The sequence below is a fragment of the Verrucomicrobiaceae bacterium genome, assembly GCA_016713035.1.
Lineage (GTDB): Bacteria > Verrucomicrobiota > Verrucomicrobiia > Verrucomicrobiales > Verrucomicrobiaceae > Prosthecobacter.
The window spans coordinates 34,878-61,050 of the sequence record JADJPW010000009.1 but is presented as its reverse complement, the minus strand read 5'-3'; the positions used below and the strand labels follow the sequence as shown (position 1 = coordinate 61,050).

At 58.4% G+C, this 26,173-nt stretch carries 20 protein-coding genes; 9 read left to right on the top strand and 11 right to left on the bottom strand.

All coding sequences use genetic code 11. The features are described 5' to 3' along the window. The first annotated feature begins 4 nt into the window (after nt 1-4). Nucleotides 5-2,383, top strand: a complete 2,379-nt coding sequence (locus IPK32_21720; GenBank protein MBK8094505.1) for a hypothetical protein — start codon at nt 5-7, stop codon at nt 2,381-2,383. Between the two features lie 28 nt (nt 2,384-2,411). Here the strand turns inward: IPK32_21720 and IPK32_21715 are convergent, their stop codons facing one another. The 3 genes from IPK32_21715 to IPK32_21705 all read right to left on the bottom strand — a co-directional run bounded on the left by IPK32_21715 (nt 2,412) and on the right by IPK32_21705 (nt 5,888). Then, entirely contained in the window at nt 2,412-2,606 is a 195-nt protein-coding gene (locus tag IPK32_21715) for a hypothetical protein (protein MBK8094504.1), read from the bottom strand. Nucleotides 2,607-2,734: 128 nt separating this feature from the next. Further along, nucleotides 2,735-5,536 carry a cadherin-like domain-containing protein gene (locus tag IPK32_21710; protein ID MBK8094503.1) on the bottom strand — a complete coding sequence of 934 codons (2,802 nt, stop codon included), beginning with the start codon at nt 5,534-5,536 and terminating at the stop codon, nt 2,735-2,737. A 160-nt stretch (nt 5,537-5,696) separates the two neighbouring features. After that, a complete protein-coding gene (locus IPK32_21705; protein MBK8094502.1) occupies nt 5,697-5,888 on the bottom strand; it encodes a response regulator transcription factor in 192 nt (63 codons plus the stop codon). A gap of 44 nt (nt 5,889-5,932) precedes the next feature. Between IPK32_21705 and IPK32_21700 the strand changes: the two genes are divergently transcribed. Beyond that, nucleotides 5,933-6,289 carry a hypothetical protein gene (locus tag IPK32_21700; GenBank protein ID MBK8094501.1) on the top strand — a complete coding sequence of 119 codons (357 nt, stop codon included), beginning with the start codon at nt 5,933-5,935 and terminating at the stop codon, nt 6,287-6,289. A 93-nt stretch (nt 6,290-6,382) separates the two neighbouring features. Here IPK32_21700 and IPK32_21695 read toward each other — a convergent pair whose 3' ends face one another. Genes IPK32_21695 through IPK32_21685 form a run of 3 tightly spaced genes read right to left on the bottom strand, consistent with a single transcriptional unit; the run spans nt 6,383 to nt 9,596 of the window. Beyond that, a complete protein-coding gene (locus IPK32_21695) occupies nt 6,383-6,721 on the bottom strand; it encodes a hypothetical protein (GenBank protein MBK8094500.1) in 339 nt (112 codons plus the stop codon). Between the two features lie 35 nt (nt 6,722-6,756). Next, entirely contained in the window at nt 6,757-7,848 is a 1,092-nt protein-coding gene (locus IPK32_21690; protein MBK8094499.1) for a hypothetical protein, read from the bottom strand. Next, the gene (locus IPK32_21685; protein MBK8094498.1) at nt 7,845-9,596 is read right to left on the bottom strand and encodes a hypothetical protein; all 1,752 of its coding nucleotides are present in this window, start codon (nt 9,594-9,596) and stop codon (nt 7,845-7,847) included. The genes IPK32_21690 and IPK32_21685 overlap by 4 nt, the downstream gene beginning before the upstream one ends. Nucleotides 9,597-9,797: 201 nt before the next feature. On the opposite strand from IPK32_21685, the gene IPK32_21680 reads away from it, so the two are divergent. After that, nucleotides 9,798-10,073: a helix-turn-helix transcriptional regulator gene (locus IPK32_21680; GenBank protein ID MBK8094497.1), complete on the top strand. Its 276-nt coding sequence runs from the start codon at nt 9,798-9,800 to the stop codon at nt 10,071-10,073. Nucleotides 10,074-10,595: 522 nt separating this feature from the next. Here the strand turns inward: IPK32_21680 and IPK32_21675 are convergent. The 4 genes from IPK32_21675 to IPK32_21660 all read right to left on the bottom strand — a co-directional run bounded on the left by IPK32_21675 (nt 10,596) and on the right by IPK32_21660 (nt 14,538). Continuing rightward, nucleotides 10,596-11,216, bottom strand: a complete 621-nt coding sequence (locus tag IPK32_21675; protein ID MBK8094496.1) for a response regulator transcription factor — start codon at nt 11,214-11,216, stop codon at nt 10,596-10,598. Then, nucleotides 11,213-13,321, bottom strand: coding sequence for a sensor histidine kinase (locus IPK32_21670; protein MBK8094495.1), 2,109 nt, complete (start codon nt 13,319-13,321; stop codon nt 11,213-11,215). The genes IPK32_21675 and IPK32_21670 overlap by 4 nt, the downstream gene beginning before the upstream one ends. Before the next feature lie 70 nt (nt 13,322-13,391). Next, complete coding sequence (locus IPK32_21665; GenBank protein MBK8094494.1) at nt 13,392-13,577, bottom strand: hypothetical protein; 186 nt, start codon at nt 13,575-13,577, stop codon at nt 13,392-13,394. 226 nt (nt 13,578-13,803) lie between these two features. After that, entirely contained in the window at nt 13,804-14,538 is a 735-nt protein-coding gene (locus IPK32_21660; GenBank protein ID MBK8094493.1) for a trypsin-like peptidase domain-containing protein, read from the bottom strand. Between the two features lie 135 nt (nt 14,539-14,673). Between IPK32_21660 and IPK32_21655 the strand changes: the two genes are divergently transcribed. The 6 genes from IPK32_21655 to IPK32_21630 all read left to right on the top strand — a co-directional run bounded on the left by IPK32_21655 (nt 14,674) and on the right by IPK32_21630 (nt 25,224). Beyond that, on the top strand, nt 14,674-15,084 hold the full coding sequence (locus IPK32_21655; GenBank protein MBK8094492.1) for a hypothetical protein: 411 nt from the start codon (nt 14,674-14,676) through the stop codon (nt 15,082-15,084). Between the two features lie 169 nt (nt 15,085-15,253). Next, entirely contained in the window at nt 15,254-16,234 is a 981-nt protein-coding gene (locus IPK32_21650) for a DUF1080 domain-containing protein (GenBank protein MBK8094491.1), read from the top strand. A gap of 94 nt (nt 16,235-16,328) precedes the next feature. Continuing rightward, nucleotides 16,329-17,825 (top strand): endo-polygalacturonase, encoded by a 1,497-nt coding sequence (locus IPK32_21645; GenBank protein ID MBK8094490.1) that lies wholly within the window; start codon nt 16,329-16,331, stop codon nt 17,823-17,825. Nucleotides 17,826-17,882: 57 nt separating this feature from the next. Further along, nucleotides 17,883-20,270 (top strand): HEAT repeat domain-containing protein, encoded by a 2,388-nt coding sequence (locus IPK32_21640; GenBank protein ID MBK8094489.1) that lies wholly within the window; start codon nt 17,883-17,885, stop codon nt 20,268-20,270. A 103-nt stretch (nt 20,271-20,373) separates the two neighbouring features. Continuing rightward, nucleotides 20,374-21,666 (top strand): IS4 family transposase, encoded by a 1,293-nt coding sequence (locus tag IPK32_21635; GenBank protein MBK8094488.1) that lies wholly within the window; start codon nt 20,374-20,376, stop codon nt 21,664-21,666. Between the two features lie 354 nt (nt 21,667-22,020). After that, nucleotides 22,021-25,224: an exo-alpha-sialidase gene (locus IPK32_21630; protein MBK8094487.1), complete on the top strand. Its 3,204-nt coding sequence runs from the start codon at nt 22,021-22,023 to the stop codon at nt 25,222-25,224. A 114-nt stretch (nt 25,225-25,338) separates the two neighbouring features. Here IPK32_21630 and IPK32_21625 read toward each other — a convergent pair whose 3' ends face one another. Further along, nucleotides 25,339-26,172, bottom strand: a complete 834-nt coding sequence (locus IPK32_21625) for a helix-turn-helix transcriptional regulator (GenBank protein ID MBK8094486.1) — start codon at nt 26,170-26,172, stop codon at nt 25,339-25,341. Nucleotide 26,173 lies beyond the last annotated feature (1 nt).

Below are 26,173 nucleotides of genomic sequence, written 5' to 3'. Positions count from 1 at the left end.
CGCCGTGTCACTCCCACAATCAGCGGAATACGATGAAGCGATTCAGAACTCGCGATCAGCATTCATCGACCCGGAGTTAAGAAGCGCCACCAATGATGGACCGCTATTCATGGGCGTTCCAGGAGGTCCAGTTGCCAGCGGAAATTTTGCCATCGTGTATCGTTTCCGCACCGGAACAAGGCGACTGGCCGTCAAGTGCTTCACCCGCGAGAAGACTGACCAGCAGACGCGCTACGAGTTGATCCACGAACATTTGGCGACTCAAAAACTGCCGTGGACAATTGACTTCAATTTCATCAAAGAAGGCATTCGAGTGAAGGGCAAGACCTACCCGATTGTGAAGATGGAATGGATTGAGAACGCGAAAACGCTCCTTTCTCACGTCAATGATGCAGTCAGTGCGAAACAACCCCTCGATTCAGTCTGTGATCAATTCTATCGGATGTCATCCGATCTGAGGAAGCACTCCATCGCGCACGGAGACCTTCAACACGCTAATCTGATCATCAGTGACGGAAAGCTCCTCCTGATCGACTACGACGGAATGTGCGTCCCAAAGACAGCCGGACTGAAATCAGAGGAAGACGGCCTGCCAGACTACCAGCATCCGCGGCGACATGGCGGCACGCTGCAATCGTCCATGGATCATTTTTCAACTCTGGTGATCTGGACGAGCCTTCATGCTCTCACGATTGATCCTACACTCTGGAGGCGGTGGGTCAGAGACGACGAGCGCCTGCTTTTTTGTCGAGAAGATTTCACACGACCCGACGATTCGGCGCTGATTCGCGAGTTGCTATCGTTTCGTGACCCCAAGATGAGTTCCGCTGTTGAAGCGATTATCAAAGCGGCAGCAGCAACCAGGCTTGAGCAAGTGCCCCATCTGGTCGAGGTAGTGACAGGCGTAGCAAGCCTCGACACCACGCCATGGTGGCAGCCTGCGGTAATAGTCTCCGGGCAGTCCATTCCCCAAAGGCATGATGAACCAAAACCACTCCCAGCATGGATCGCGTCATCAACCACGGTGCCGCCGCAACCCGTCGTATTCAGAGGTGGAACCCCAATTATCAGCTTCTACTCAGCCATATCAATGGGAGTGGTTTTGATTGCGGGCCTTCTCGGATTCGGAGGTGCCCTCGCTACACCTGTAGCGCTTACGTGGGTATTTTCGACTCTCTCGATTTACGGAGTAGTCCTGCATGTTGCGTTTGTAATGCGTCCCGAGGTCGCTTCACGAGGCAATGCAGGGAAAAGATTATCCGAAGCGTTGGCCGATGAGCGTCAGGCTGCTGTTGCACTTCGGGCAAAGCAGGCACCACACTTGATGACCATCACAGATCACGAGCGAAAAATTGCGGATTCTGAGGCCAAAATGAAGAAGCTTGAAGAGGCCCTTGATGCCATCAAGAAGCGAATGGCAGACCGGCTCCAGTCTTTTGCACATGACCAATCTGAGAAACGCAGCCGTGCTGAGAAAACTGAACGAGAGGCGATATCGCAAGCGAGCGCGAAAAGAGCCTCCGCAAAGACAAGCTACGATTCGCAGCTCCGCCAAATCGAACAGGATCGGTCCTCAGCAGAAGCGCGCTTCACAACTCAGGCCAATTTGTTGTCGAGCCAGGCCGAGCAGGATCGCGAGGCTAAATTTGCGGCCAAGTTTGATGCGTTCATTCAGGCAGAGATGGCGAAGGTAGAAATGTGGAAGGTCACGGTTTCAGGAGCCAGCTCGTATGAGTTAGCGAAGTTCGGCTTTCATACATTGGCAGATTTTATTGGCGTAGGATACGAGTGTCTAAAACACAGAGATGGCAAGAGCTACAAAATTCGGGGTATTGGGTATGTGCGGGCGCAGCAAATGGAAGTCTTGCGGAAGAGAATGATTGAGAAGATACGGTTGAAAATTCCAGCCGCTGAACGTGACGCCATCAACCAAGCCATCGATGCTGAGACTCGGAACGAACGTCAGAGACTTGAGTCCATCCGTGATCAGGTTCGTGCAAAAACAGACAATGCCAAACTCAACGCGAAGGCCGAGCATGACAGAACAGTAGCCGAGGCAATGCGAGCTGAGAACGAAGCAAAACAGCGAGCAAAGGTGATGTTTGAATCACTTTCAGCAGAACATGGAACCTTCAAAGCCAAAGTCGCTTCAGAGGAAGCTGCCGAGTCTGAACCACTCACGCGAGAACTGTGGTCGTTGCAAAGTGTCGTGAACCCAGCGCGGCACCTCATCAAAGGCGAGCGGATAAAGATGCAGGCAGAGTCCCTCGAATTGAGTCGTCAAGCGGCCAAGACACGGGAAAAACTCGAAGCCGCCAAGCATGAAGTCGCGCGCTATGCTGCGATCACCCACGCCGGATTGATCAAACACATCTTCTCGTGATCAATTGGCAGAACCGTCCCAAACAGGTTCAGGCCGCGACCTTCACCTTTTTCCGTGCCACAGGCTTCCTGCGGCGAAGGGGGCGGTCTGGAATGGCCCAGAGGAGATGGTTCACGTTGCCGAGGAAGCCGACGAAATCATCGTCGTCGTAGCCCTTGGCCTTCATGCGGTGCATGAGTTCGGTTTTCTCTTCCGGGGTCATGAGATGGAGGGGCTTGAGCATGGGATGATCGGTGCAGATTGGAAGCGACGCGGGCACTGCCCCCCAAGCCAAATGTCCACAAATGCGCGGCCTCACCGCGCTACCCCTCATGCAAATGGACGATGCCTTGGGTGCCAATCGCGACGGCTTCACTGCTCCATGCGGAAGAACCGACGCGGCCCGGTGAGCAAAGCTGGCGGAATGGTGATCCACTGCTCGTAACCCGTCGCGGTGATGGGCTGCCAGTCGCTCCAGGTGACGAGGTCGTCGGAGTAGCGGATGCGGTAGATGGTGCCGGCGCTGCCGGTGAAGACGAGCGTTCCGTTGGTGGGCGACACGATGTTGCCAGCGAGCGCCGGTGCGCTGCTATTGGTGGCGAGGACGGCGATGCGGATGGTCTGCGTCATGGAGTCGCCCGCGCTGTCGGTGACGGTGAAGTTGTAAGTGGCCGGGCCGGTGAAGTTGGCGGGCGGCGTGAACCGGGCGGTGTGGCCGTCGGGCAGCAGTTGGATCGTGCCGGTGCTGGCAGCGGCGACGGTGAAGATGGGCGCTGCGGGGTAGCCTGTGGTGAGCCGAGTGAGATCCACATCCACCTTGCCACTGGCGATGCACTCGACGTGCGGTGCGGCGATCCATGCCAGGTAGTCTTCGAGCCGGTTGTAGCCATCGCCATCGGGATCGGCATTGGTGTCGCTGAAGTCGGTGGAGTTGAGGTTGAGACCGAGCATGGCTTCCCACCAATCAGGCAGGCCATCGTGATCGCTGTCCCAGTTCGCGGCGCGGGTGAGGGCGGGATAGTTTTCATAGCCGCCGACATCGTTTTGCGAATCGGGCAGGCCGGGGAGGCCGGACACGCTGCCGCTGTAGGTGTAGGTGCCATCGCGGGTCTCGCTGATGACACGAGCGTCGTGGTCATCCAGCCAGGGTTGATTACAGCCCGTGTCGGAGAGCACGCGCTTGTAGGCGGCGAGGGCTGTCTCGGTGGTCACATAGCTGCTGGCGAAGAACGGCGTGCTCATGAAGTTCTGGTAAGCCGGGAGGCTGCCGCCATTCGATGCGGTCTGCGTGTAGGCGACGCCGAGCGTGTTCTGCGATTCCGTGAAGCGTCCGGGCATCACGTTGCCAGCGATGTAGTAGCGCTGCGTGCCGGGGAAGTTGTCGTATTGCGCGTTGAGCGCGAAGAAGTAGGACGTGGCCGCGCCGGGCTTGTAGTAGTTGTTCACGAAGTTCACCTCCATCGCGCCGCCATCCGTCGTGCGATGGTTCCAGTTATAGACCACGTTGTTGCGGATATCGATCCGCCCGGCGAAGAAGCCCGCCGCATCGAGCCCGCCCGCGAGCGACCAGTTCCGGCCTTCGCAATGCGCGAGCAAGTTGTGATGAAAGCTGCCGATGTCGCCGCCGATGCTGGCCGCATACCCATGCGCGGTGCCTGGTGGGTAGTTCTGGTGGCCCGCGACATTGAGCGCCTCGGAGATGAGAGTGCGTTGCAGCGTGATGTTCTTGCCCGAGCGCGAGCTGAAGCCTTCATCGATGCCCCAACTGATCGAGCAATGATCCATGATGCTGTGGTCGCAGCCCGCGAGTCCGCCGCCATCCACGGTGGCGCCACTCAGATTGCCGGGCCGGTTGCGGATGAAGCGCACGATGGCATCCTTGGCCCCGCTCAGCCCGAGCGGCCACTGCGCGAGGCAGATGCCTTTTCCCGGTGCCGTTTGTCCAGCGACCGTGACATAAGGCGAGGCAAGCGTGAGGCGCTCCCGCAAGGTGATGAGGCCGGACACGGTGAAAACGATGGTGCGTGGGCCGGTGAGCTGCTGGATGGCATGACGCAGAGTGCCGGGAATGGGCGTCTCGCCCGTGATGTAGTCGGCCAGTGATGTCACCTCCACGACCACGCCACCGCGACCGCCGCGAGCGAAGCGCCCGTAACCCTCCGCTGCTGGGAAGGCGATGTGCCTGGGACGAAACATCCACACCGTGCCCTTCGTCACATTGCCCACCGAGTCCACCGCATCGACGCGCCAGTAATAGGTGAGATGGCTGAGCAGCCCGCTCATCGCATGACTCAGCGCCGTCTGATTCCCGCGATACTCCGCCGAGGCGTGCGTCGCGTTCTTTACCACCGTGCTGCTCGTGCCCGCATACACATCATACGACACCGCATTCGCCGCTGTGGGCGCGGACCATGACAGCGTGCTGCCGCCAGCATCCGCATCCACATGCTCATCGCCATCCGCAGGCACGGGCGATTGCGCGATGCGGGTGGAGTTCGGCGTGTCGATTTCAAAGGCGTTGATCATCACGTTCTTGATCGTCACCGAGCCGCCCGTGCTGGTCTCGGCGGCGAACAGGATCGTCGTCACCGTCGAAGGGCCCGCGACATCAAACTCCAGGTAAGCCAGCTGCGCTGCGCTGTTGGTCGCCGCACGGATCGTGGGCTGAAGGTTGTCAATGACCTGCGTCCCGTTCACGAAGATGTCCATCGGCCCCAGCGAGCCTGCGGTCAGCGCATCCCACGCATTGTGATAGGTGAGCAAGGTGTGATGCCCGGCCGCGAGTCCGCTGATGGTCATCTGCATCTGGCCGCCCGTGCCCAGATTCGCAGGCGCGACGGTGAGGCCGTCGGACACCAATTTCGCCGTGCCCTGCGCCCCGGTCTGATACCAATTGCTCAGCAAACCCGTGCCGCCATTCGCCTGTGACTGCGCCGTCTGCGCAAAGCTCACCACCACCGTCTCCGCGTTCTTGCTGGTGAAGGTCTTCGTCACCGGAGTCAGCCCACTGCTCGCTCCGCCCGTCCCGTCCTGACTCCACTTGGTATAGCCAGCTTCCGTTTCCGTGGCAGAGTTTTTCGTGTCGCGGTTGATATCGACCTTCAGTTCCGCCTGAGCCGTCGCAACCCATGCGAGCAAGGTGGCGATGAGTGCGAGATGAACTGGATGATTCATGGGATGATGGTGTGGCTTGTGCCCGGCAAGTCAGTCTTCACGGTGCATTCAGCGCCATTCCATGTCGGTCCGAACGATGACGCGCCAGCGTGAAGAGGGATACATGCCCGCATGTCTGCCCGCTTCGCCAGCGGCTGTCGCGTAGCCGAATGTCCACAAATCACAGATGCACGATCCCGCGCTCAATCGCCAGCGTGGCAGCACGCGTGCGGTCGGCGGCACCCAGCTTTGCCAGCAGGCTGGAAATCTCCTTTTTCACGAGACCTCCGCTCATGTGCAGCTCCGTGACGATTTCCTTGTTGCTCCGGCCCTGCACGATGAGGCGCAGGATGTTCAACTCACGCTCCGTCAGAGGCTCACGCTGCTGGCGTGCGGCGAGCGCATGGGGTCAAATCGGTGCCGCCCCATGCTGGCGATGCGTTGCGGACGTGCAAGCCGCATGAGCCGGTGGTCGCCTATCTGCGCAGCGTGTTCCGTGATGCGGATGCCGACTTTGAGTCAGGCTCGCAAGTTCCAGCGCGCGGCATTCCGGCTCAGCCGGGGACTTGGAGTGGTGACTTCTCGCGCGGCATCTCCATGCCGCTGGTGGAGCCAATGGATGCCGACTTCCTCGTGATCGAAGCCGCCGTAGTCTCCAAAACCCCGCAGTCGGCGCAAACCGTGTCCGAGTTCCCCGGACACTACGTCGATCAAGTCGAAGCCCGTCTAACTGGCAATGCCCACGCCTGGGCCGTGGCCCATAACGCGAAGTGAATCCCATGCCTCTGACGACTCGACTCCTCAGCCTTGTCCTCCTAGTGCTCTCGGTGACGACGCACGTCACTGGCTCAAAGTTCAATGACGATCTCAAGCTTGCTCAATCACCCGATCATCAACGTGAATATCGAGCACGCGTTGACTAAATTCGCCGAGGATCGAATCAGCATGGTCGAGGATCTCGTCCAAGTCTTCAGGGCAGTTTTCAAGAAGAGCACGATAAAATGCCAACGTTATTCCAAGCAGATGCTTCTCGAAAAGCGGACGTTCCACAGTCAAGTTGTCGCGTTCGATTGAAGCAATCTCCTTTTGCACGGATTTTGGCGCAGTTCGGAGTCCACGATTTTCCATCACGAGCGCCTCGACACAAGATCTAAGGAACTCGCAAATGGCCGACGATTGAGCGTAATTGTAACCAGAAGGGGGCATGACTGGTGAGAGTGTAGCCAACTAAAGCCTTGCCTTCAAGCGCGTTTGTGCTTCCCGCGCCTCCGGCCTCGCTTCTTTGATTTGGTGCTGGCCGGGGTGCTGGCCGGGGTGCTGGCCGGGGTGCTGGCCGGGGTGCTGGCCGGGGTGCTGGCCGGGGTGCTGGCCGGGGTGCTGGCCGGGGTGCTGGCCGGGGTGCGACTGTTTCCTTGCTCGCTATCAGAGGCAATACGTGCGGCTTCTGAACTGAAGTTGAGAGCGGTTTTGAAAATCGCGGATTTCATCGACTTTACCCACACGACAAAGCAGACGAGCAATCCAAGAAACACCGTTCCACAGGCTTGCTGAGCCTCTCTTCGGGCATCTCCCGACTTCAAGCAGTTCACGGCACGTTTCACTGTGGCCTCTGGAACCTCGTGCGGTAACAACACCGCGACTCGTTCGTGTTTCCAAATGTCGCCTCCCCACTCAAGTATCATATCAGCATGTTTGAATGAGTGGGGTTTGTCTCGCTCAGGTATCGCTGGGTCCTCATGGTAACCCATTCCCCAGATTGGGTTGATCCCTTCTGCTGCATCCTTGAGCGATTTGGAGGCCTCGAGGAAGCGTTTAGTGCAGCATTCATCCAATGGAAGATGGAGAGTCAGCATGGGGACTCTCCCAGATTCTTTGGCAAAGAACGCACTAACATCGGATGTAGAACCACAGACAACAACACGACTCATAGTCCCCTCTGGTAAGCTCATTTTGATACGCTCTACTTTTTCTGGAGGGAAACTTGCGGCGAAAACTAGCACGCGATTTACGCTCTGGTCTTGCGCACCATGGAAGTAAATCATTCCACAGAACAGGGCTAATAAGAAACCAAAAGCCATAACAACCCATCGATTGAGATTAAAAAGGACAGGGACCGCGAGCCGATTTCGCCAATCAGAATTCTTATCTCGGTAGAGTCCTTTAAGGGAAGGTTCTTTCGCTACTTCACGCAACAGTCGACCAAACTCCCGATTTACCTCAGTCTCTTCATTCCACCACCAGTATGGAAGGAGGACAAGCAACCCGACAAAGAACAGAAAAACCTTTGGCGAATTGAAGTCGACACCTTCGAGTAGAGAATTCGGGAAGTTCATGTCCTTTTTCGTTCACTTCGAGCCGTTAGGCTAAAAATCAGTGCAGTCATCCCGGACACAGCAAGCGAAGCAAAGGGCGGTAACACATACCAACTTTCTTGAAGCCAATAAGGCCAAGTCGCTTCTGGGGCATTCCATCCAGCGGCGATGACCAGTGCGACAGACGCACCAAGAATAGTTGCTAGAATTGATCCGAGAGGGCGAAGAGGCTTGCCGATGATTGCAAAGATGACTGGCCCGCAAATCGCCGCCTGAATGGCATAGATAGCATACACAAGTTGAGACTGTTTCGTCTCATCTGACTGTGTGATGAGCTTGAGGGCAACATACACGCATCCGGTGACAATAATGCCTGCAAGCGTGTATCGTCGCGCTGCTGACATCCGACGCTCTTCCGGAATAGAACTGTTGGTTCTCGATTCTGGGATAATATCGTGAAAGATCACGAAAGCGCTTGCTGCGACTAGCGTGTCGAGTGTCGAAAGCATGAACGCTACAACGACATAGAGAAAAGCGGGCATGCACAGCCACATTGGAAGAACATTGCCAATAGCCTCGTGCGGCTTGTTGGGATCAATGTTGCACGCTGATATAACTAAAGCCAAGGCAATCACCATGAACCACGAGCCTGTTCCCTCCACCCCTGCGGATATAATTCCCCTGAACACACGATCTCTAACGTGCTGATTCGCCTCTAAATCAGCTTTGGCCTCGGATTTCTTTAAAACGAAATTTAAAGACTGAAGGCGTTGCAGCGAAGAAACATCAATAAACTGCCAGAGCGCGTTAGTCGCAAAAAGTGATAAAATGCCAAGCCACCCGAAGCTCTGTGTGGGATGCAAATAGTCGGCGAATGACGAGGTGGGCACACCGCTGTTTCTATGGCTAATGGCACCAATTAACAAAATGCCTCCGAGAATGCCGATAATGGCAAACATCACTCGATCTGCATTTAATGTCTGGTAGTTTAGATCAAGGCGTTTGAGTCGTTTTCGTAGCCAAATGGCCAAAATCGAAAAGGCTAGTAGCCCAAAACCACAGGATGCAGGTGAAACCCAAGTTCCTTTGGTTACTGCGACCCATCCTATGGCTACGATGATTGCGGCAAATAGGGCAAAAGCCCACTTCACCTGAAATGTATCAGTTTCAATCGCTGCTCGATAGCCCCCCCACATAATGTATGCGCCTGCAGTAGTGAGCACTACCATGTAGAGAACCATCTTTGCCGAAAAGTCAGTTATGCTCAGTTCCATCCCCGGCAACACGAAGTAGGCTAGTGCGTAGTCGATCTCGGCGAGCATTGTCCCCGCAAATCCCACAAGGGAAGCGACAGCAAGCAAACAAACTGCAACCCGCCCGAGACCACTTTTTTCTGGAACGATGTAACCATGGATGGTGCCTGCATTGGCATCTTGGCTCAAAAAGCCATCCAATTTCCCCTTCTTCACCATGTATGCTTGGATCAAGTAACCACCGAACCAGGCAATTGGGACAATCAATGACAACCATCCATAAAGACTGAACCAGTAGAGGAACAGATAGATTGATGCCACCTGCATCGAATACCCGACACTGCCTGTAGCGTATGACCCTGTGTCCAGGTTCCGCTCAAAAAGGAAAAAGTCCGAAACATTCGTCGGCCCCTTGCCTTTGAGCGAGGAAATAAACGAGAGAACGAAGGGCGCAAATGCTGCAAGTGATACCAAGGCCAACTTGTAACCTTCCAAAGTCTCAGGCGTGGTGTTCATGGATTCTAGCGTGCCCGATTGCTTCATAATCTGCAACTGGGAAACGTCCTTTGTGGCGATGGATCTCGAGCAGATGGGGCTTGCCAAACCCGCCACCGATCCGGCACAATCCGTCCTGATCGCTGCGGCATTTTCTCCTGAGTTCCGGGTGGGGCTTTCGGGGGACGAATCAACGGCGGGAAGCCTGCTCATGAAGTCGCCATGCCCTCCAATCGGGAGCGTGAAGCTTTCGAGTATGCCACACGCGTGTGCGGCCGGTTGCCGCGTTGTGTGCAGGAGTGCCGGGAGTGTGCGCATCTGAGCCGCTATGGCTTGCAGAAGTGCTGCGGGGTGTCGCGGGATACCATCGGGGACATCGAAAACGGGGAGACGGTGCCGACGCTGTTCTGGGCGGCGCGGATGGTCTACGGGATGGGGCTGACGCTGACGGAGTTCGTGGAGAGGCTGGAGGCGGGGCCGTCGGAGATGTCCGACTAACGGCTCTGCCGGGGGATGTGGTGAGATAGTCGGCGAACCTCACGACTGCTGCTATGAAGCCGATTTTTGCTCAAACTGCCTCGTTTTCGCCTCTGGGGACCGCATTTGGGCCTGAAACGGGGCTTTTCCCCCGGAAAACAACGCGATCTCCAACGCCATCAGCGGCACCAGCAACAACACCAATGGCGTGGGCACGCTGGGCCAGAGCGCGGATTTCAATTACAACCAGAGTCAGATGCAGGATGTGTTGAACAAGCTGGATGAGTTCATCAACGCGGCGCGTCGATGACTGCTATTGGTGATACTCCTGCAAAGCCCGCACCTGCACCTCGCTGCCTTGCAGTGACTTGACCGCCCCCAGCGCGGCATCGGCACCACGTCGTAGTAGCCCTTGGCCTCCATGCGGTGCACGAGTTCGGCTTTTTCTTCCGGGGTCATGAGATGAAGTGGCATAAGCACGGGGTGATCGTAGCAGATTGGAAGCGACGCGGGCCATGCCCCCCCAAGCCAGATGTCCACAAATCACAAATGCACGATCCCGCGCTCAATCGCCAGCGTGGCAGCACGCGTGCGGTCGGCGGCACCCAGCTTTGCCAGCAGGCTGGAAATCTCCTTCTTCACCAGACCTCCGCTCATGTGCAGCTCCGTGACGATCTCCTTGTTGCTCCGACCCTGCACGATGAGGCCCAGGATGTTCAACTCACGCTCCGTCAGAGGCTCGCGCTGCTGGCGTGCGGCTAGCTTCACCGCCACCGCAGCCGGAAAGGCGGTCTGCCCCGCATCCACCTGCCGGATGGCTGAGAGCACCACGTCACGCTCGGCGGCTTTGGTGAGATAGCCGCAGGCACCGGCATCCACCGCGCGGAAGATGTCCTCCTCGCCCTCCAGCCCCGAGAGCATCAGAATCCGCGCCTCGGGAAACTCTGCCAGTATCTCTCGGGTAGTCTCGATGCCGCTCTTGTCCGTCATCATGCAGTCCATCGTGACCACATCCGGCTGATGGTGGCGGTAAAGCTCCAGCGCCTGAGCCCCGTTACGCGCCTCCGCGATCACCATCATGTCGTGCTCGCCATTGATCGGCACGGAGAGGCCCATGCGGGCCATGAAATGATCATCGACAATGAGAACGCGGATTTTTTTCATCGGAGTGGAAGCGTGATGCGGATCTGGGTGCCTTGCCCTGGAGTGCTTTCGATTTTGAGGCGGGCACCGATCTTATCCGCCCGCTCCTCCATGCCCAGCAGGCCGAAATGACCACCCGTGGGACGAGGTGCCTGCGGATTAAATCCCTTCCCATCGTCTTGAATGACCGCGCTCACTTCACCCGGCGCATAGCACAGCCGAAGCGAGATGTTTGCCGCGCCGGAGTGCCGGGCTGCATTTGCCACGGCTTCATGACAGAGTCGTAGCAGGGCCGTCTCCTTGCTCGTGGAAAGCCGCGCGTGCTGTCCCTCCGTCATCACGGTGAACTGAGCCCCGTTCATCACCGCCACCGGCCGCAGCAGTTCTTCCAGAGCGGCTGGCAGTCCCAGATTCTCCAGCGCCACCGAGCGCAGATCGCGGATGGATGAGCGTGATTCCTCACGGCAGTGCCGCAGCATCCGGTGCGCCAGCGCCAGCGTCTCCACCGCGCGGTCCGCATTGCCGGGGAGGTGCGTCTTCGTCTCCTCCAGCAGCATGTTCACGCCCATGAGTTCCTGCTCCACCGTGTCATGCAGCTCGCGGGCGATCCGCTCGCGCTCACCCAGCACGCTCTCTCGCTCGATCTTATTCCGAATGATCTCTGTCTGGGCCTGCACCCGCCGCCGTAGCGCGATGGCCCACGACCCAATGACTGCCGCCAAGGCCGCAACGACCGCCAGCAGCCCCAGCACGCGCTGCCGTGTCCACCACGACGGTGCGCGCACGACACGCAGATCATTCACATCCCGGAGCAACAGGGAAAAGCTGGCAGGCGCGGGCATCACATCCGCAGGCCATCCCTGATCGAGCGTCACGGAGCACACCCCGGTGACCTCGACCTCGCTTTCCATTGGTAAATGAGCCAGCAACGCCGCATCGGCATCCAGTCCCAGCTCCGCGAGGATCAGCGTGCCTTCACAATCCAAATACAGACGCGGTTTGTGCCCCGGCAGCGCCTCCAGACGCACCAGCCGCCCGCGCAGCGCCACCAGAGCGCCATCGTAATCCTCCACGCGTAGATCACGCCCCTGATTGACTTTGGGAAGAAGGATCTCCGCGCAGGAAACAGGCACCGCATTCGGCATCTCAGCCCGCCCTGTCTTGCGCACCAGCGCCTCGTCCATGGCGGCGAAGTGCCCCGTCTCTTCCACAAACCCAGCCGCCTCCACCACATCACCGGGGGTGAAAACCTCGCTGCCACGCGTGTTCACACGGAAGCCGCGCTGCCTGGTCTGCACATACACCAGCTCGCCAGGACGGCATAGCGTCACCACACCCGCGAGTCGCTGCCGGTGCAGCATCGACGGACCGCTGCGAAAGGGACGCAATGCGAGCGCTGAAACCTCCGGCGCGGCAAACGGGTCCGTCAGAGCAGGCGCGGTCACCGCAATGTCCGCCGGGCTTGCCACCCGCAGACGTGCGCCCACGATCTCGCCACGCGTGTTGAAAAACGAAAAGCATGTCCCATTGAGCCGCACCTCTGCATCCACGAAGGCCATGCCATCGAGTTCCGCCGCATCGTCAACAATCGCACTGAACGTCCCGCCCTGCTCCGCCACTTGCAGCCAGAGCTGCCCAGAATCCTCATCCCGGTGCCAGCGCCGCACCACGCCACGCAGCTCCGCCTGCTGGCAATCAAATGCTCCGGTTCGCAGCTCCGTCAGCGTCACAGCACGGGCAGGCGGCAACTCGCCACGACCGAGATACACCACCCGCTGAGCCACCACCAAGGGCGCAAACCCGCCCGCCCCGGTGAAGCCCTGCACCTCCACCCTTCCTCCCGGCTCCAGCGAAGACACATTCATCCACTCGATCTCCACCTGAGAGGTCGGATCACGTTGCCCCGGCGTCACATAGATGCCCGCCGTATCATCGCTCAAAACAAATGCCCCCCGCGCCTTCTGCCCGGAGGTGATCACACCGCTCAACCGCACCGCCCGCCCCTCCGCAGCCTGTTCCCGGGACAGCGCCCGGATGTCCGCGCAACGGGTAAGCACCTCCTGGCCGCTGACCGGAAGCATCAGAGTCAGCCAGAGGAGAAGAGCAAAACTTCTGGTGGGGATCATCAAAGTCACCAAAGGCCGGAAGTGCCTTTCCTCCAACTATTTGTCAAAAGCTGCGGTCGGCAAAGCTGGGTCATGGGGCGAGTGCCTTCCACATCGCGACGAGAGCCGCACCACGCATCTCTGCAAAGAACGCACGGCTCATCTCCCGCGCGGCATCAGGGTCCCTAAACACGCTGCGAAGGTAAGAGACGACCGGCTCATCATACGCATCACACAGGTCCACCAATGCCTTGCTACCATCATCTGTGTCCGACATTGCAAGGCAAACGCGCGTCCAGCGTGTGGTGAGGAATGGAGCTGCCTAGTGCCTCGAATGCAGGCAATCACTACCTTGGCTGCGCGAAGACCTTCGCACTGATGGGCAAGTCGTTTGCGGTGGCAATCCTTGGCAAGGCGACAGGCACTCCGTGATCTCAAGCGTGACACGGCTTACTTTTGCAAATCTAACGACGAGCGCATCTGCCGCTACACCGCCGCCATAGTTACTTCTTGTCCTTTGCGGGCTCTTTCATTGGGCACCATGACGCCACGTCTCCGGTCTTGGCCAGAGTCTTGATGATCCATGGCTGAAATGCGGCGGGCTGCACGGCGACTCCGAAGGCCTTGTCGCCTTGTTTGATGCCGCCGTGAATGATGCCGAACAACAACGGCACCTCGGCCGTTTGGAGCATCCATGCGCCGCCGCTGTCGCCTGCCTTGCCGAAGGCTACGCTAGACGATGAGTCTTTGGGCCGGAAGGCTTTCACGCCCTCGCCATAGCCCTTGGCAGCGGGGAAGGCGTGTCTCCCGCCGCTGGTGCCTACGATGGTGAAGGTGACTTCGCCGTCGCGGTCCTTCTCCAGGGCCATGCTCAAAATGCTGGCTGGTTTGATTTCGGTGATGGGTTTGTCCAGTCGTGCCAGAGCGATGTCTGCGCCGTCTGCGAGATGAGCTTCGATAGCGCGGCGTTTGGCTCCGGGGAACTCAATGGTGACGATGCGTGAGGCTGGATCTTTGGACAAGGGGCTCGCGACGTGTGCCGCTGTCAGAATCCAATTTGGCGAGATGAGCACGCAGGTGCCAATGCCGACACCGTCTTTGCTATCCACCTTCCTCCCCTGCCATGAGCCGACATACGGGAAGGACTCAGTCGCCTTCTCGGCCGCAGCCTCCGCGCCTTCATCTGCTGCGATGAGCGGAGAACCGAGCAGAAGAAGGGTGAAAATGGAAAGTTTCATGGTGTGTTAGAAGTGAGACCTACCGCCAAAAGATGGGGTAATCGAGAGCAGCTTTTGAGTCTTTGGAATCGACGAAGGTCTTCGCATTGATTGTCGTGCCTGCTTTGGTCATCCATATCCGAAGCACACCAAATCATGAAGCATCTCCTTTGGCTCACCACTCTGATACTCACTGCATTTTCTGCTCGCGGTGCCGATACTACAACACTCCGCGTCTTCATTTACGCGGGGCAGTCGAACATGGTGGGCACGGACTCGAAGGTGGTGGACATCCAGCGTTTCCATCCTTTTGCGGGAGTCGATAAGCCGCAGGCAAACGTCTTGTTCTCCTACAAGCTCGGGCGAGAGAACATGGAGACCTCGAGTGGTTGGATTCCCATGCAGCCGACTCGCGATTTCTTCAGGTCGGAGCTGATTTTTGCGAGGAAGGTATCGCAGAGCATCGAGGCACCCATCGCCATCATCAAGTTGGCTTCGTTCACATCAAGGCCTTCGACTTACCACCGCAGCGGGAGAAGCTCGTGCTCGATACGGCCGGCGTGTTGAAGCTGGGCGAGGTGCTGGCGCTACGTTTTCTCACCGCTAGGTAGGGCACTGGAGATGGTCGCTCTGAGGTCCATGGGGATTTTTTGACGGCTTTGACGGTTATTGCAGTCAAGACAACGGGGTGGCGTTGAGGAAATGATCCAAGCATGGCATAGAGCCGCGCTTTTCCATGAAACTCCTTCTTCTTATCTACACATTCTTGGCGGCTGCCGCTGCTCATGCGCAGTCAAAGGCTCAACATCCAGCGTGGACGGACCCTGAAACCGCGCTGCGCGAGGATGCGGATTTTGCGGAGCAAGGCGAGTATGCTGGAGATGGCATGGGCGTGCAGCTTGTGGCTCTAGGAGCAGGGAAATTTGATGTGTGGCTGCTGACGGGCGGGCTTCCTGGCGCGGGCTGGGAGGCTGGAAAGGCTCGCACGCTGCTCAAAGGTGAGCGGAAAAACGATGTCATCGAATGTGCCGATGCATCTGGTAAAACGGTGGCAATTCTCGCAAAAGGGCAGCTTTCGCTGACCTTGGCAGATGGTGTGAAACACGGCCTCACGCGCACGCAACGCAGCAGCCCGACTCAGGGTGCAAAACCACCGGAAGGAGCGGTGGTGCTGTTTGATGGGACATCCGCCGATGCGTGGGAGAATGGCAAAGCGGAGAATGGCCATCTGCTAGCCACGGGTTGCACCAGCAAGCAGCGCTTCGGCAATTACAAGCTGCATGTGGAGTTCCGCACGCCCTACATGCCGACGGCACGCGGTCAGCAGCGCGGGAACAGTGGCATCTACCACAGCGGGCGCTGGGAGACGCAGATCCTGGATTCCTTTGGGCTCGAAGGCCGCGACAACGAATGTGGCGGCATCTATTCCATCTCTAAGCCTCGGCTAAACATGGCGCTGCCGCCGCTGGCGTGGCAGACCTATGATGTGGACTTCACCGCCGCGAAATTCGATGCCGCAGGCAAACGCATCGCTTGGCCTCGTATCACGGTGAAGCTCAATGGTGTGCTGGTGCATGAAAATTTGGAGCTGACCAAAGACTTCACCACATCAGCGCCGCTGTCGAAACCACTCGATGGCCCCGAAGGCCCAATTTACCTCCAAAATCACGGCAATCCCGTGGTCTTCCGCAACATTTGGATCGTGCCAGGGAAGTGAGACAAAGCGCGGCACCACCTACATGAAAGCCATTCACCGATTTCTCGCCGCTTTGCTGTTGGCGCATCCATTTGTCACAAAAGCAGCCGAGGGCCTGCATGTCTATCCGCCTGTGCCGGGGCTTGCGGCTTCAGGGCATTATCAAGTGCGGCTGCGCTCTGCTGGCGATGGCGCTGAGTGGCAGAGTGCCTTCGCGTTTGAGACAGCGTGCAAGACGATTGAGAAGAAGACGGACGCTTACTTCGACACCCTCGCGGGCTGGTCCCATGCTTATGTGAACTTTGAAATGGATGCTGCGGTGGAGGTCGAGATCACCCGCGTCGATGGCCAGCCGATCCGCAGCGCTGCCGTGCATCCGCAGCGCAAAGCCTCCGCGTGTTTGGTGAAAGACGGCAAGACATTCGTCACGCTCGACAAGCCATGCCTCGTCGCGGTGGACATCGACGGGCAGATGGACGGACAAGACACTGGCAAGGGCTACAAAGGCCCGCCCATTCACACGATCTCGCTTTTTGCCAATCCGGTCTTGAGTGTCAAACCGAAGCCCAGCGACCCCGCTGTGATGACGGTGAAGCCGGGCGAGAAACCGCCCACCGATGGCTCATGGACCACACTCTACTTTCTGCCGGGAGTGCATGACATCGGGCTGGCTTATCCACTGCGGACGGGCTGCAATTATTACATCCCAGGCGATGCCATCGTGTATGGCACGCTGTCGAGTCGAGAGTGGGCCAAGGGCAAAAACATCCGTATCTTTGGTCACGGCACACTGTCCGGTGCTCGTTTAAAACATCCCGAATATGCGATTCCCAAAGTCGCTGGCAAAGACCATGGCAAGTATCGCCCCATCGAGATCGTCGGAGCCATGGACGCACGCGTGGAGGGCATCACCATTGCCGACTCCGCCACGCACTCACTCATGCTGGTGCATCCTTATGCGCCCGAGCATCCCAACGCGGTGCAGTGGACCAAGATCTTCACTTGGCGTGTGAATGGCGATGGCATCAATCCCTTTGGCAACACACTCATCGAAGACTGCTTCATCCGCACGCAGGATGACTCGCTCTATGTCAACGGCCTCGGCATCCGCCGCTGTGTGTTGTGGAATGATGCCAATGGCTCCTCCTTCGTGCTCTCCAGTGTGTCGAGTGTTGGTGAGCGGAAGCTCATCGTGGAGGATTGCGATGTGATCTATTCGCGGGCCAAGTGGCATCAGTGGAGTGGTGGCCGCGTCTTCAATATCCGTGGTGAGAATGACGGCCCAGGCGGCAGTGGCGTGATCTTCCGCAACATCCGCATCGAAGACTCGCGCCCCACGCTTCAGCAGTTTTTCCTCTGCATGACGATGCCACCTCCATACTCCAAGAAGGGCGAAAAATCAGGCGCAGGAGACATCTCCGGCATCCACTTTCAAAACATTTCCATCGCCGCGCCCAGCGTCTTCGGTGAGCCGCAGATCCTCTGGGGCCAGAGCGATGCACGCCTCCGCAATCTGACCTTTGAAAACCTCACGCTCGGCGGCAAGCTCATCACAGAACCAGGCTTCTTCAAAACGAACGAGTTTGTCGGAGACCTGATCTTCCGGCGGTAAACATTGCATCATACTCACCAAACCAGTCGCCGTTCAGCTCCTTGTAATCCCTCTCGCATGAAATCGCATCGACTCATCCTCACACTTCTCGCTGTGCCCTGCTTCGTCATGGCGGCAGGCAAAAATCCACCCGCGAAGATGCCCGATCTCACGCAGGGCGACGCCGTTCCGGCCAATGCCAAGCATGATTGGAATCTCGGGGCCACTGGTGCTCGCGGTTGGATGTATTGCACTCAGATGGTCACCACCGATGCGCGGCAGATCGCCATCACGCAGGTCGAAAATGGCTCAGCATCGGATGGCATTCTTGCGGTGGGTGATGTGCTGCTCGGTGTCGCGGGGAAGGCTTTTTCACACGATCCTCGCACTGAATTGGGCAAGGCACTCACCCTTGCTGAATCTGATGCTGGCGGCGGCAAACTCACACTCACTCGCTGGCGTGCTGGCAAGACCGAAGAGGTCACGCTGCAACTCGCTGTGCTCGGTAACTACAGTGCCACAGCGCCCTTTGATTGCCCCAAATCAAAGCGCATCCTCGATCAAGGCTGCAAGGCACTCGTCGCCCGCATGGATCGCGCAGGCGGCGAGCCCATCACTCGCTCGCTCAATGCCCTGGCACTCCTGGCCAGCGGCGATGCCAGCTATTTGCCTCTGATCAAAAAGGAAGCGCAGTGGGCTGCCGATTTCTCTGCCAAAGACATGCAGACCTGGCGCTACGGCTATGTGATGATGCTGCTAGCCGAGTATGTGATTGCTACGGGCGATTCGTCTGTGATGCCGGGCCTGAAGCGGCTCGCGCTGGAGTCGGCGCAGGGGCAGAGCGCCGTGGGCTCTTGGGGACATGGTTTTGCTAGGCCAGATGGCCGCTTGCGCGGCTATGGCATGATGAACTCGCCCGGGCTTCCTTTGACCATCGGCCTTGTTTTGGCACGCTCGGCAGGAGTGAAGGAATCGGCAGTGGATCTCGCTATCGAGCGCAGTGCTAGGCTGCTGCGCTTCTACATTGGCAAAGGCGCGGTCCCATATGGTGATCATCATCCATGGATCGAAAACCATGACGACAATGGCAAGTGCGGCATGGCTGCGGTGCTCTTCAATCTGCTGGATGAGCCCTCAGGCGCGGACTTCTTCTCACACATGAGCGTGGCCTCACATGGCTCAGAGCGTGATACTGGCCACACGGGGAATTTCTTCAACATGCTCTGGGCCATGCCCGGCGTGGCTCTCTCCGGCCCACAAACCACCGGCGCATGGATGCAGGAATTCGGTGCGTGGTATTTCGATCTCGCGCGGCAGCACGATGGCCGCTTTCCGCATCAAGGACCGCCAGAGAACAATCGCGATAGCTACGCGGGCTGGGACTGCACCGGGGCCTATCTGCTCGCCTATGCCATGCCTTTGAAAAAAATCATGCTCACGGGCAAGCGCATCACTGCATCAACACTCGATGCCGCTGCTGCACATGCGTTCATCCTGGATGGACGCGGCTGGGACAATAAAGACCGCCATAGCTTCTACGATGCACTCAGTAACGACGAATTGCTCCAGCGTCTGGCGAGCTGGTCACCCATCGTTCGTGAGCGTGCAGCGCTGGCTTTTGCTCGCCGCAAAGATGCGCCCGTCTCGGCTTTGTTGCCGCTTTTAGAGTCCAAGAATCTGCATGCCCAATACGGTGCCTGTCAGGCGCTTGGCGCCCTGCGCGGACGTGTTGCGCCAGCGGTAGATCTACTCGCCAAGACGTTGGAGTCCAAAGACCTCTGGCTCCGCATCAAAGCCGCTGATGCGCTCGCCACCATCGGTGCTCCGGCGATGAAGACAGTGCCGCGAATGCTCGAGCTGCTCGCGCAAGTGGACACCCAAAACGACCCTCGCGGCATGCAGCAGCGTTACTTCACCTTTGCCCTCTTTGAGAATCGCGATGGCCTACTCAGCCGCTCCTTGCAGGGCGTGGATCGCGAGGCGCTTTACAAAGCTGTGCGTGCCGGATTGCAAAACCAAGATGGCCGCGCCCGTGGCAGCATCGGTTCAGTGTATCGCAATCTCACGCTCGATGAAATCAAGCCACTGCTGCCCGCCATCCTCGCTGCCATCAACGAACGCGCCCCCAGTGGCGAGATGTTTGCCGACACCATCTGCGTCGAAGGCCTGAAGCTCCTTTCGAAGCATCACATCGCCGAAGGCATGGCCGCCTGCGTGAAATACGCTCGTGAGCAGAACCCCTGGGCCAGCCAAAAACGCACTCCAGAGCTGATGCAGACCCTCCTCAGCTACGGCACCCATGCCAAAGCCGTCATCCCCGATCTCACCCGCCTAGCGGAGTACTTTGAGAAAGACGAAAAAGACTTCCCCAAGAACCTCATGATCATGAAAGCCACCACCGTGCGCGACACCATCAAAGCCATCGAATCCAGCACTGAAACGCCAGCGCTCGTTCACATTCAGTAGTGTGAAACTTTGAACATGAAACACAGCCATCCCATAAGGCGGCTAGGCAGAGGGGTGTGAAGTGTGCTGACTGAGGGCGAGAAGTGGTTTGATTTGGATTGCGATGTCAAAACCAAAACACACCCAAGCCACCCAGCCAGCACGCCATCACATCAACGTTCTCGGCCAGATTCTCAAGCTCATACCGCGCAGCATCATCAGCACCGCTGCCAGGGAGACCGGCGTGGACGCCAAGGCGCGGACCTTTAGTGTCATGAGCCACCTCGGCACGATGATCTTCGCCCAGCTCGCCCACGCCCTGAGCCTCAACGACATCTGCGACTGGCTGCGGCTCAAGACCCGCGCCATCGCCGCCTTTGGCCTCACCCCGCCCTCGCGCAACAACCTCTCCCACGCCAACAAGGAGCGCGACGCTCGCTTCACCGAGCTGGTCTTCTGGCGCACGCTCGAACATCTGCATCATTGCGATGCGAGCTTTTGCTCTCAGCGGCCCGGCCGCAGTTCACGCGCTCCGCTTCACCGTTTCAAAGTGAGGATTCACGCGGTTGACTCCACTGTGATGGAACTGGTGGCCAACTGCATGGGCTGGGCCAGGCACCGCCGCCGCAAGGCCGCCGCCAAGATGCACCTGCGCCTGAGCTTGAACAGCTTCCTGCCCACCTTCGCCATCGTGGGCAGCGCCGGCGAGCATGACAACAAGCGCGCCCGTGAGCTTTGCGCCGGATTGAAAGAGGGCGAAGTGGTCGTCTTTGACAAGGCGTATGTGGACTTCGCCCACCTGCATGATCTCGATTTGCGCGGCGTGCAGTGGGTCACCCGCGCCAAGGACAACCTCCGCTACCGCGCCCTTCGCAACCTGCCGGTGGTCAAAGGCAGCGGCATTGTGAAGGATCAGATCGTCAAGCTCACCGGGACGAAGTGGAAGTCGCTCTCCGGTTGGACCGTGCGGCGGGTCGAGGCATGGGTGGAGGTCGATGGCGAGAAGCGCCTGATGGTCTTCATCACCAACAACACCCATTGGAGTCCTCGCAGCGTCTGCGACCTCTACCGCGCCCGCTGGGACATTGAGGTGTTCTTCAAACAGGTGAAGCAAACACTCAAGCTCGGCGACTTTTTGGGGCACAACGCCAACGCGATCCGCTGGCAGGTGTGGACGGCGCTGCTGGTGTATGTGCTGCTGCGCTTCGCCGCACACATGAGCCAGTGGGGCCACAGCTTCACGCGGCTCTTTGCTGTGGCCCGCGCGTCGATGTGGGAACGGCTCGATCTGCTTGGCGTTTTACAAAGCTATGGGACAGCAGGTGGCAGTTTCAAAATACTGGGCAGTCCGCATACCTCGTGGTTGCCAGGGTTTGAGCCTGCGGGCACGCAATCTCATGGGACAGCACCCGCGTGATATGCCTGCATAACCGCGCTTTAGGCCGTAAAACTCAACTCGCCCTGCTCCGCTTTTAAGCCGCCCTCCCTTCGCAAACCACTCGCTTGCCCGTCAGTTTCCGAGGGCTATGGGATGGCTGTGAACATGAAACTTGAAACCGTTTTTGGGCTCAACGTCACTCGCCAAACTCAGCGGCAAGCTCGTGCGCTTTCGCTTTCATCTCACGAACGGCCAGCTTTATGCCTTCTGGGTTACGCCCGATCCGAATGGTGCTAGCTTCGGCTACCTCGGCGGCGGCAGCCTTGATGCGAATGGCGTGCGCGACATGCCGCTTCCCGCGAAACCGTCATTTCATCCATCTATCTACCGATCATGCTGTTCCGAACCCTTTTCCGACTCTTTGCGCTCTCTGCCATCTTTTGCGCCCAAATCCATGCCCAGAGCTTTCTTCCCACCAATTGGGACCCTGCACTCGCGGGGGACATCGTCATGCAGCGGCTCGTCAAAGTCACTGCGCCGAAGGTCAAAGGTACGCATGATGCGGAGTTCGTCTGCGTCGGCGATCGTGTTTTTGTGGTCACGGAGGCGAATGACGAACGCGCCGGAGAAAGCTCCGCGTGGCCATTCATCTACGTCACGATGTCGATTGTGAACCTGAAAACGCTGGAGGTGGAGAAGGTCATCGACTTCGCCCGCAGTGGGCAGGTCTATGAAAACGAGGTGCTGCCATTCGGGCAGTGCTTCGTGCCGCGCATTCTTCAGAAGGACGCAAAGACGCTGCGCTGCTATTTCACCAGCCAAGATCCCGGCAAGCGACAGGCTCAGATGTGGTATATCGACTTCGATCTGGGACGCGTGGCGTTCGAGAACCGCATTTACCGTGCGAAGCTCAAAACGGCGGCGGGCACCTTCGACATGCAGCCGCAGCCTTTCTACGATGATGCGGCGAAGCAGGGTTTCCGCCGTCCTGCCAGGGATGCGGGTCTGTTCATCTTCGATTCGTTCAAGCAGTTCGACGGCAAGACCTACGTTGCGCTGAACAACTTTCCCGTCGGTCAGAATGCGCTCTCGCTGCTGCACGATGACCTCGTTACCTTTGAAGTGATCGGCCACTACAACGAGCCTCAGACCCAGCAACTCAGTGAATCCGCCGTGAACCGGCTGCCCGACGGCACCTGGATGGCCATCGTGCGCAACGACAAGGGCAACTATCACTTCACCACCAGCGCTGATGGCAAAAAATGGACCGTCGGCGCGGAGATGCCCTTCGTGAAGGGATCAAACTCGAAGCCCACGTTCGACAAGTTTGACGATGTCTATTACCTCGGCTGGCAGGACGCTGAGGTGATCAACGGCGACCGCCGCACCATCTTCAACATCGACATCTCGCGCGATGGCAAAACCTGGGAGCGCAAATACCGCTTTGTGACACCGTATTCATTCCAATATCCGACGCTGCATGAGCATCAGGGCGTGATCTGGATCAGCGTCACCCAGGGCACGCAAAAGGACCGCATCATGTTCGGCAAGCTGGAAGACGCGGGCCAGTTCGAACAGCAAGCAGGCCAGAAGCGCATCGCATGGCCGCCTCCATTGCCTAGGGAACTGGCGAAGCTGATTCCAGGCGAGAAGCTCTTCACCGATCGCGAGTATGTGATCGACGAACTGCCTGAGCCCGTGCGCGGCCAGCTGTTCCTCCGCACCAGCATCGAAAAGCTCGACGTGACCATTACCAAGCCCGGCACCCTTTTCGCTCTCACGCCAACCATTCGCCCGAAAGCTGCCAGCCAAGAGGAAGCGCTGCAAAAAGCCGGTTTCACCAAGGTCGATGTGCCTGAGACCCAACTCTTCCCCGGCGAGATCAATCGCGTGAGCCTGTATCGCAAAGAGGTGAAGGCGGGTGAGCGGCTTCAGTTCAAGAAGATGGTGCTGCTGATCAGCGCGGGAGCCGAAGTGAAGGAACATGTTCCCGAACCGCCGAAGCCGTGGAGCACGAACAGTGGTGAGAAGCTCTACAATGGCATCGTCCTGCCAGAGGTTTGGCCGCCGCAGCATTTGGTGCCCGGTTCTGCTGAGCCGATGCCTGTGCCGTATGCGCAGCATCCGCCGAAGACGATCCCGATAGATGTGGGCCGCCAGCTCTTCGTGGATGACTTCCTCATCGAGAAAACCACGCTGAAGCGCTCTTTCCATCAGGCGAAGAAGTTTGAGGGCAATCCGGTCTTCAAAGCCGAAACGGAGCGCGAACTCAGCCCAGCCACGCAAGGCGAGAAGGGTGAGGAAGCGACCACCTTCACGGGACAGGGCGGTGTGTTTTACGATCCGGCGGAGAAACTCTTCAAGATGTTCTACGTCGCCGGTTGGCGCGGGCCTTTGTCGCTCGCGACGAGCCCGGACATGAAGACGTGGACGCGACGAGGCCAGCTTTTGCCGGAAGGCCTGCGCTGGACGGGACCGAAGCTCGTCACGGGTGGCTCCGATAACTGCGTGTGGCTCGATTTGAATGCGAAGAACGATGCCGAGCGGATCAAATACCTCACCTGCTGGCTGCATGTACCGAAGGAGCAGCGCCCGCAGGGCTTCATGCACTCGCTGCATGTCTCGGATGGCAAAACATTCTCCGATGCTGTGACGACGAGCATCGCAGCGGATGATTACTGCTCCTTCTTCTACAATCCCTTCCGCGAGAAATGGGTCTTCAGCATCAAGATGGGCACGTCACGCGGTCGCAGTCGCTACTACTATGAGAGCGATGATTTCCTCGCCGGAGCCGACTGGAAGAAGAGCGTGTTTTGGACCTGCACGGACAAACTCGACCTCCCTGAGCCCGCGGATCGTTATCCCAGTGGAGGCGAGGCTGCGCAGCTCTACAGCCTGAATGCGGTGGCGTATGAGAGCCTCATGGTCGGCATGCATTACATTCATCGCGGCCCGAACAACGGCATTTGCGAGAAGGGCAAGTTCCCGAAGCTGGTCGATCTCGAACTCGGCTTCAGTCGCGACGGCTTTCACTGGGATCGACCGGATCGCCGTGGATTCATCGTTGGCTCACGCACGGAGGGCTCATGGGATCGGGCTTATCTGCATGGTGCGGCGGGTGTGTTTGTCGTGCTCGATGACCAGCTCGTCTTTCCTTACATGGGCACCAGCGGCATCGCGCCGAGCGGTCATCGCGGAATGTATACCGGCGGCAGCATCGGCCTCGCCACTCTGCGCAGAGATGGTTTTGCCTCGATGGATGGCTCTGGAGAGCTGACGACGCGTCCGGTGAAGTTCCAAGGCAAGCATCTCTTCGTGAACGTGAACGGCGAGGTGCGTGTGGAGGTGCTCGATGAGGCTGGAAAGGCGCTGAAAAGCTCCAAAATAGCTGCCGGGGATGAAACGAAGCGAAAGATCGAATGGGCTGACGGTATTGACCTGAGTGCCCTGAATGGAAAGCCGGTGCGATTCCGCTTCCATCAGACGAAGGGCTCGTTGTATGCCTTTTGGGTCACCTCGGATGAAAATGGAGCCAGCGGCGGCTACGTCGGCGCGGGTGGTCCGGCTTTCGATGGCGTGCGTGACACCTCCAAATGATGTCTGTGGGCCAGTCCGCGGCTCAGAAAGGGCAAAGACGCATCGCATTGCCTGTGATGCCGACTCCTTGAATTGTTGGCGGAGAGGGCAAGCAGCTTGGAACATGAAACAGGCTTAGAGACCCTTTCGCTCGCGTTGGCGGGCGCGGTATTCGGCGGGGCCGCAGCCGACGTTTCTTGCGAACATGCGGCTGAGGTAATGGCGGTTCGGGAAGCCGGTTTCGATGGCGATTTGATCAATGGTCTTATCCGTGAGTGCTAAGGCCTCGCCAGCAAGACGGATGCGTGTGAGGAGGATGTAGGCGGCGGGGGTGTGCCCGGTGTGCTCACGGAAGCTGCGGATGAAGCGCTCGATGCTCATTCCAGCTCGCTCGGCGAGGAAGTGATTTGAGAGCTTCATTTGTGGTGAGCGAGCGATGAGGGCGAGTACCTCCGAAAGGCGCTCAGGGAGCGTTTGAGAGGGCACATTGAGCTTTGCAAAGACGACGTGCAGCAGCGCGGAGGCGAGGTGGAGCAGGCGGTGCCCATCGGCGTGGCTTTGATGAGTCTCGATGAGCTGCGCAAGAAGGCAGCGCATGGTGTCATCGACTGGAAAAGGCATCGGCGCAGCAGGAAAGGATACACCAGGACGACTGGTGGTGAAGTGCAGCCAGTAGTGGCATGCGGGCACGGGGCCCACGCAGTCGAAAACGGTGTCTGCGGGGATCAAGATGGCGGTTTTCGGCTCGAGCGGAATTTTTTGGCCCTGGAAGCGGAGATGGCATCCAGGCTTTGGATTGTAGTAAAAGCGCCAGAAGGGAGAATCGACCCCGCTGTGATTCCAGCCATCCAGTTTGGGCTGATAGCCGCTTTCATGGATCAGAAAGGGGGTCCAGCCCGCTGTGGCGACGCGGGCTAGATCCACGCCCCATGGGGTGGTGTAGTTGAGGTATTTGCGCTGAGTTGCCATG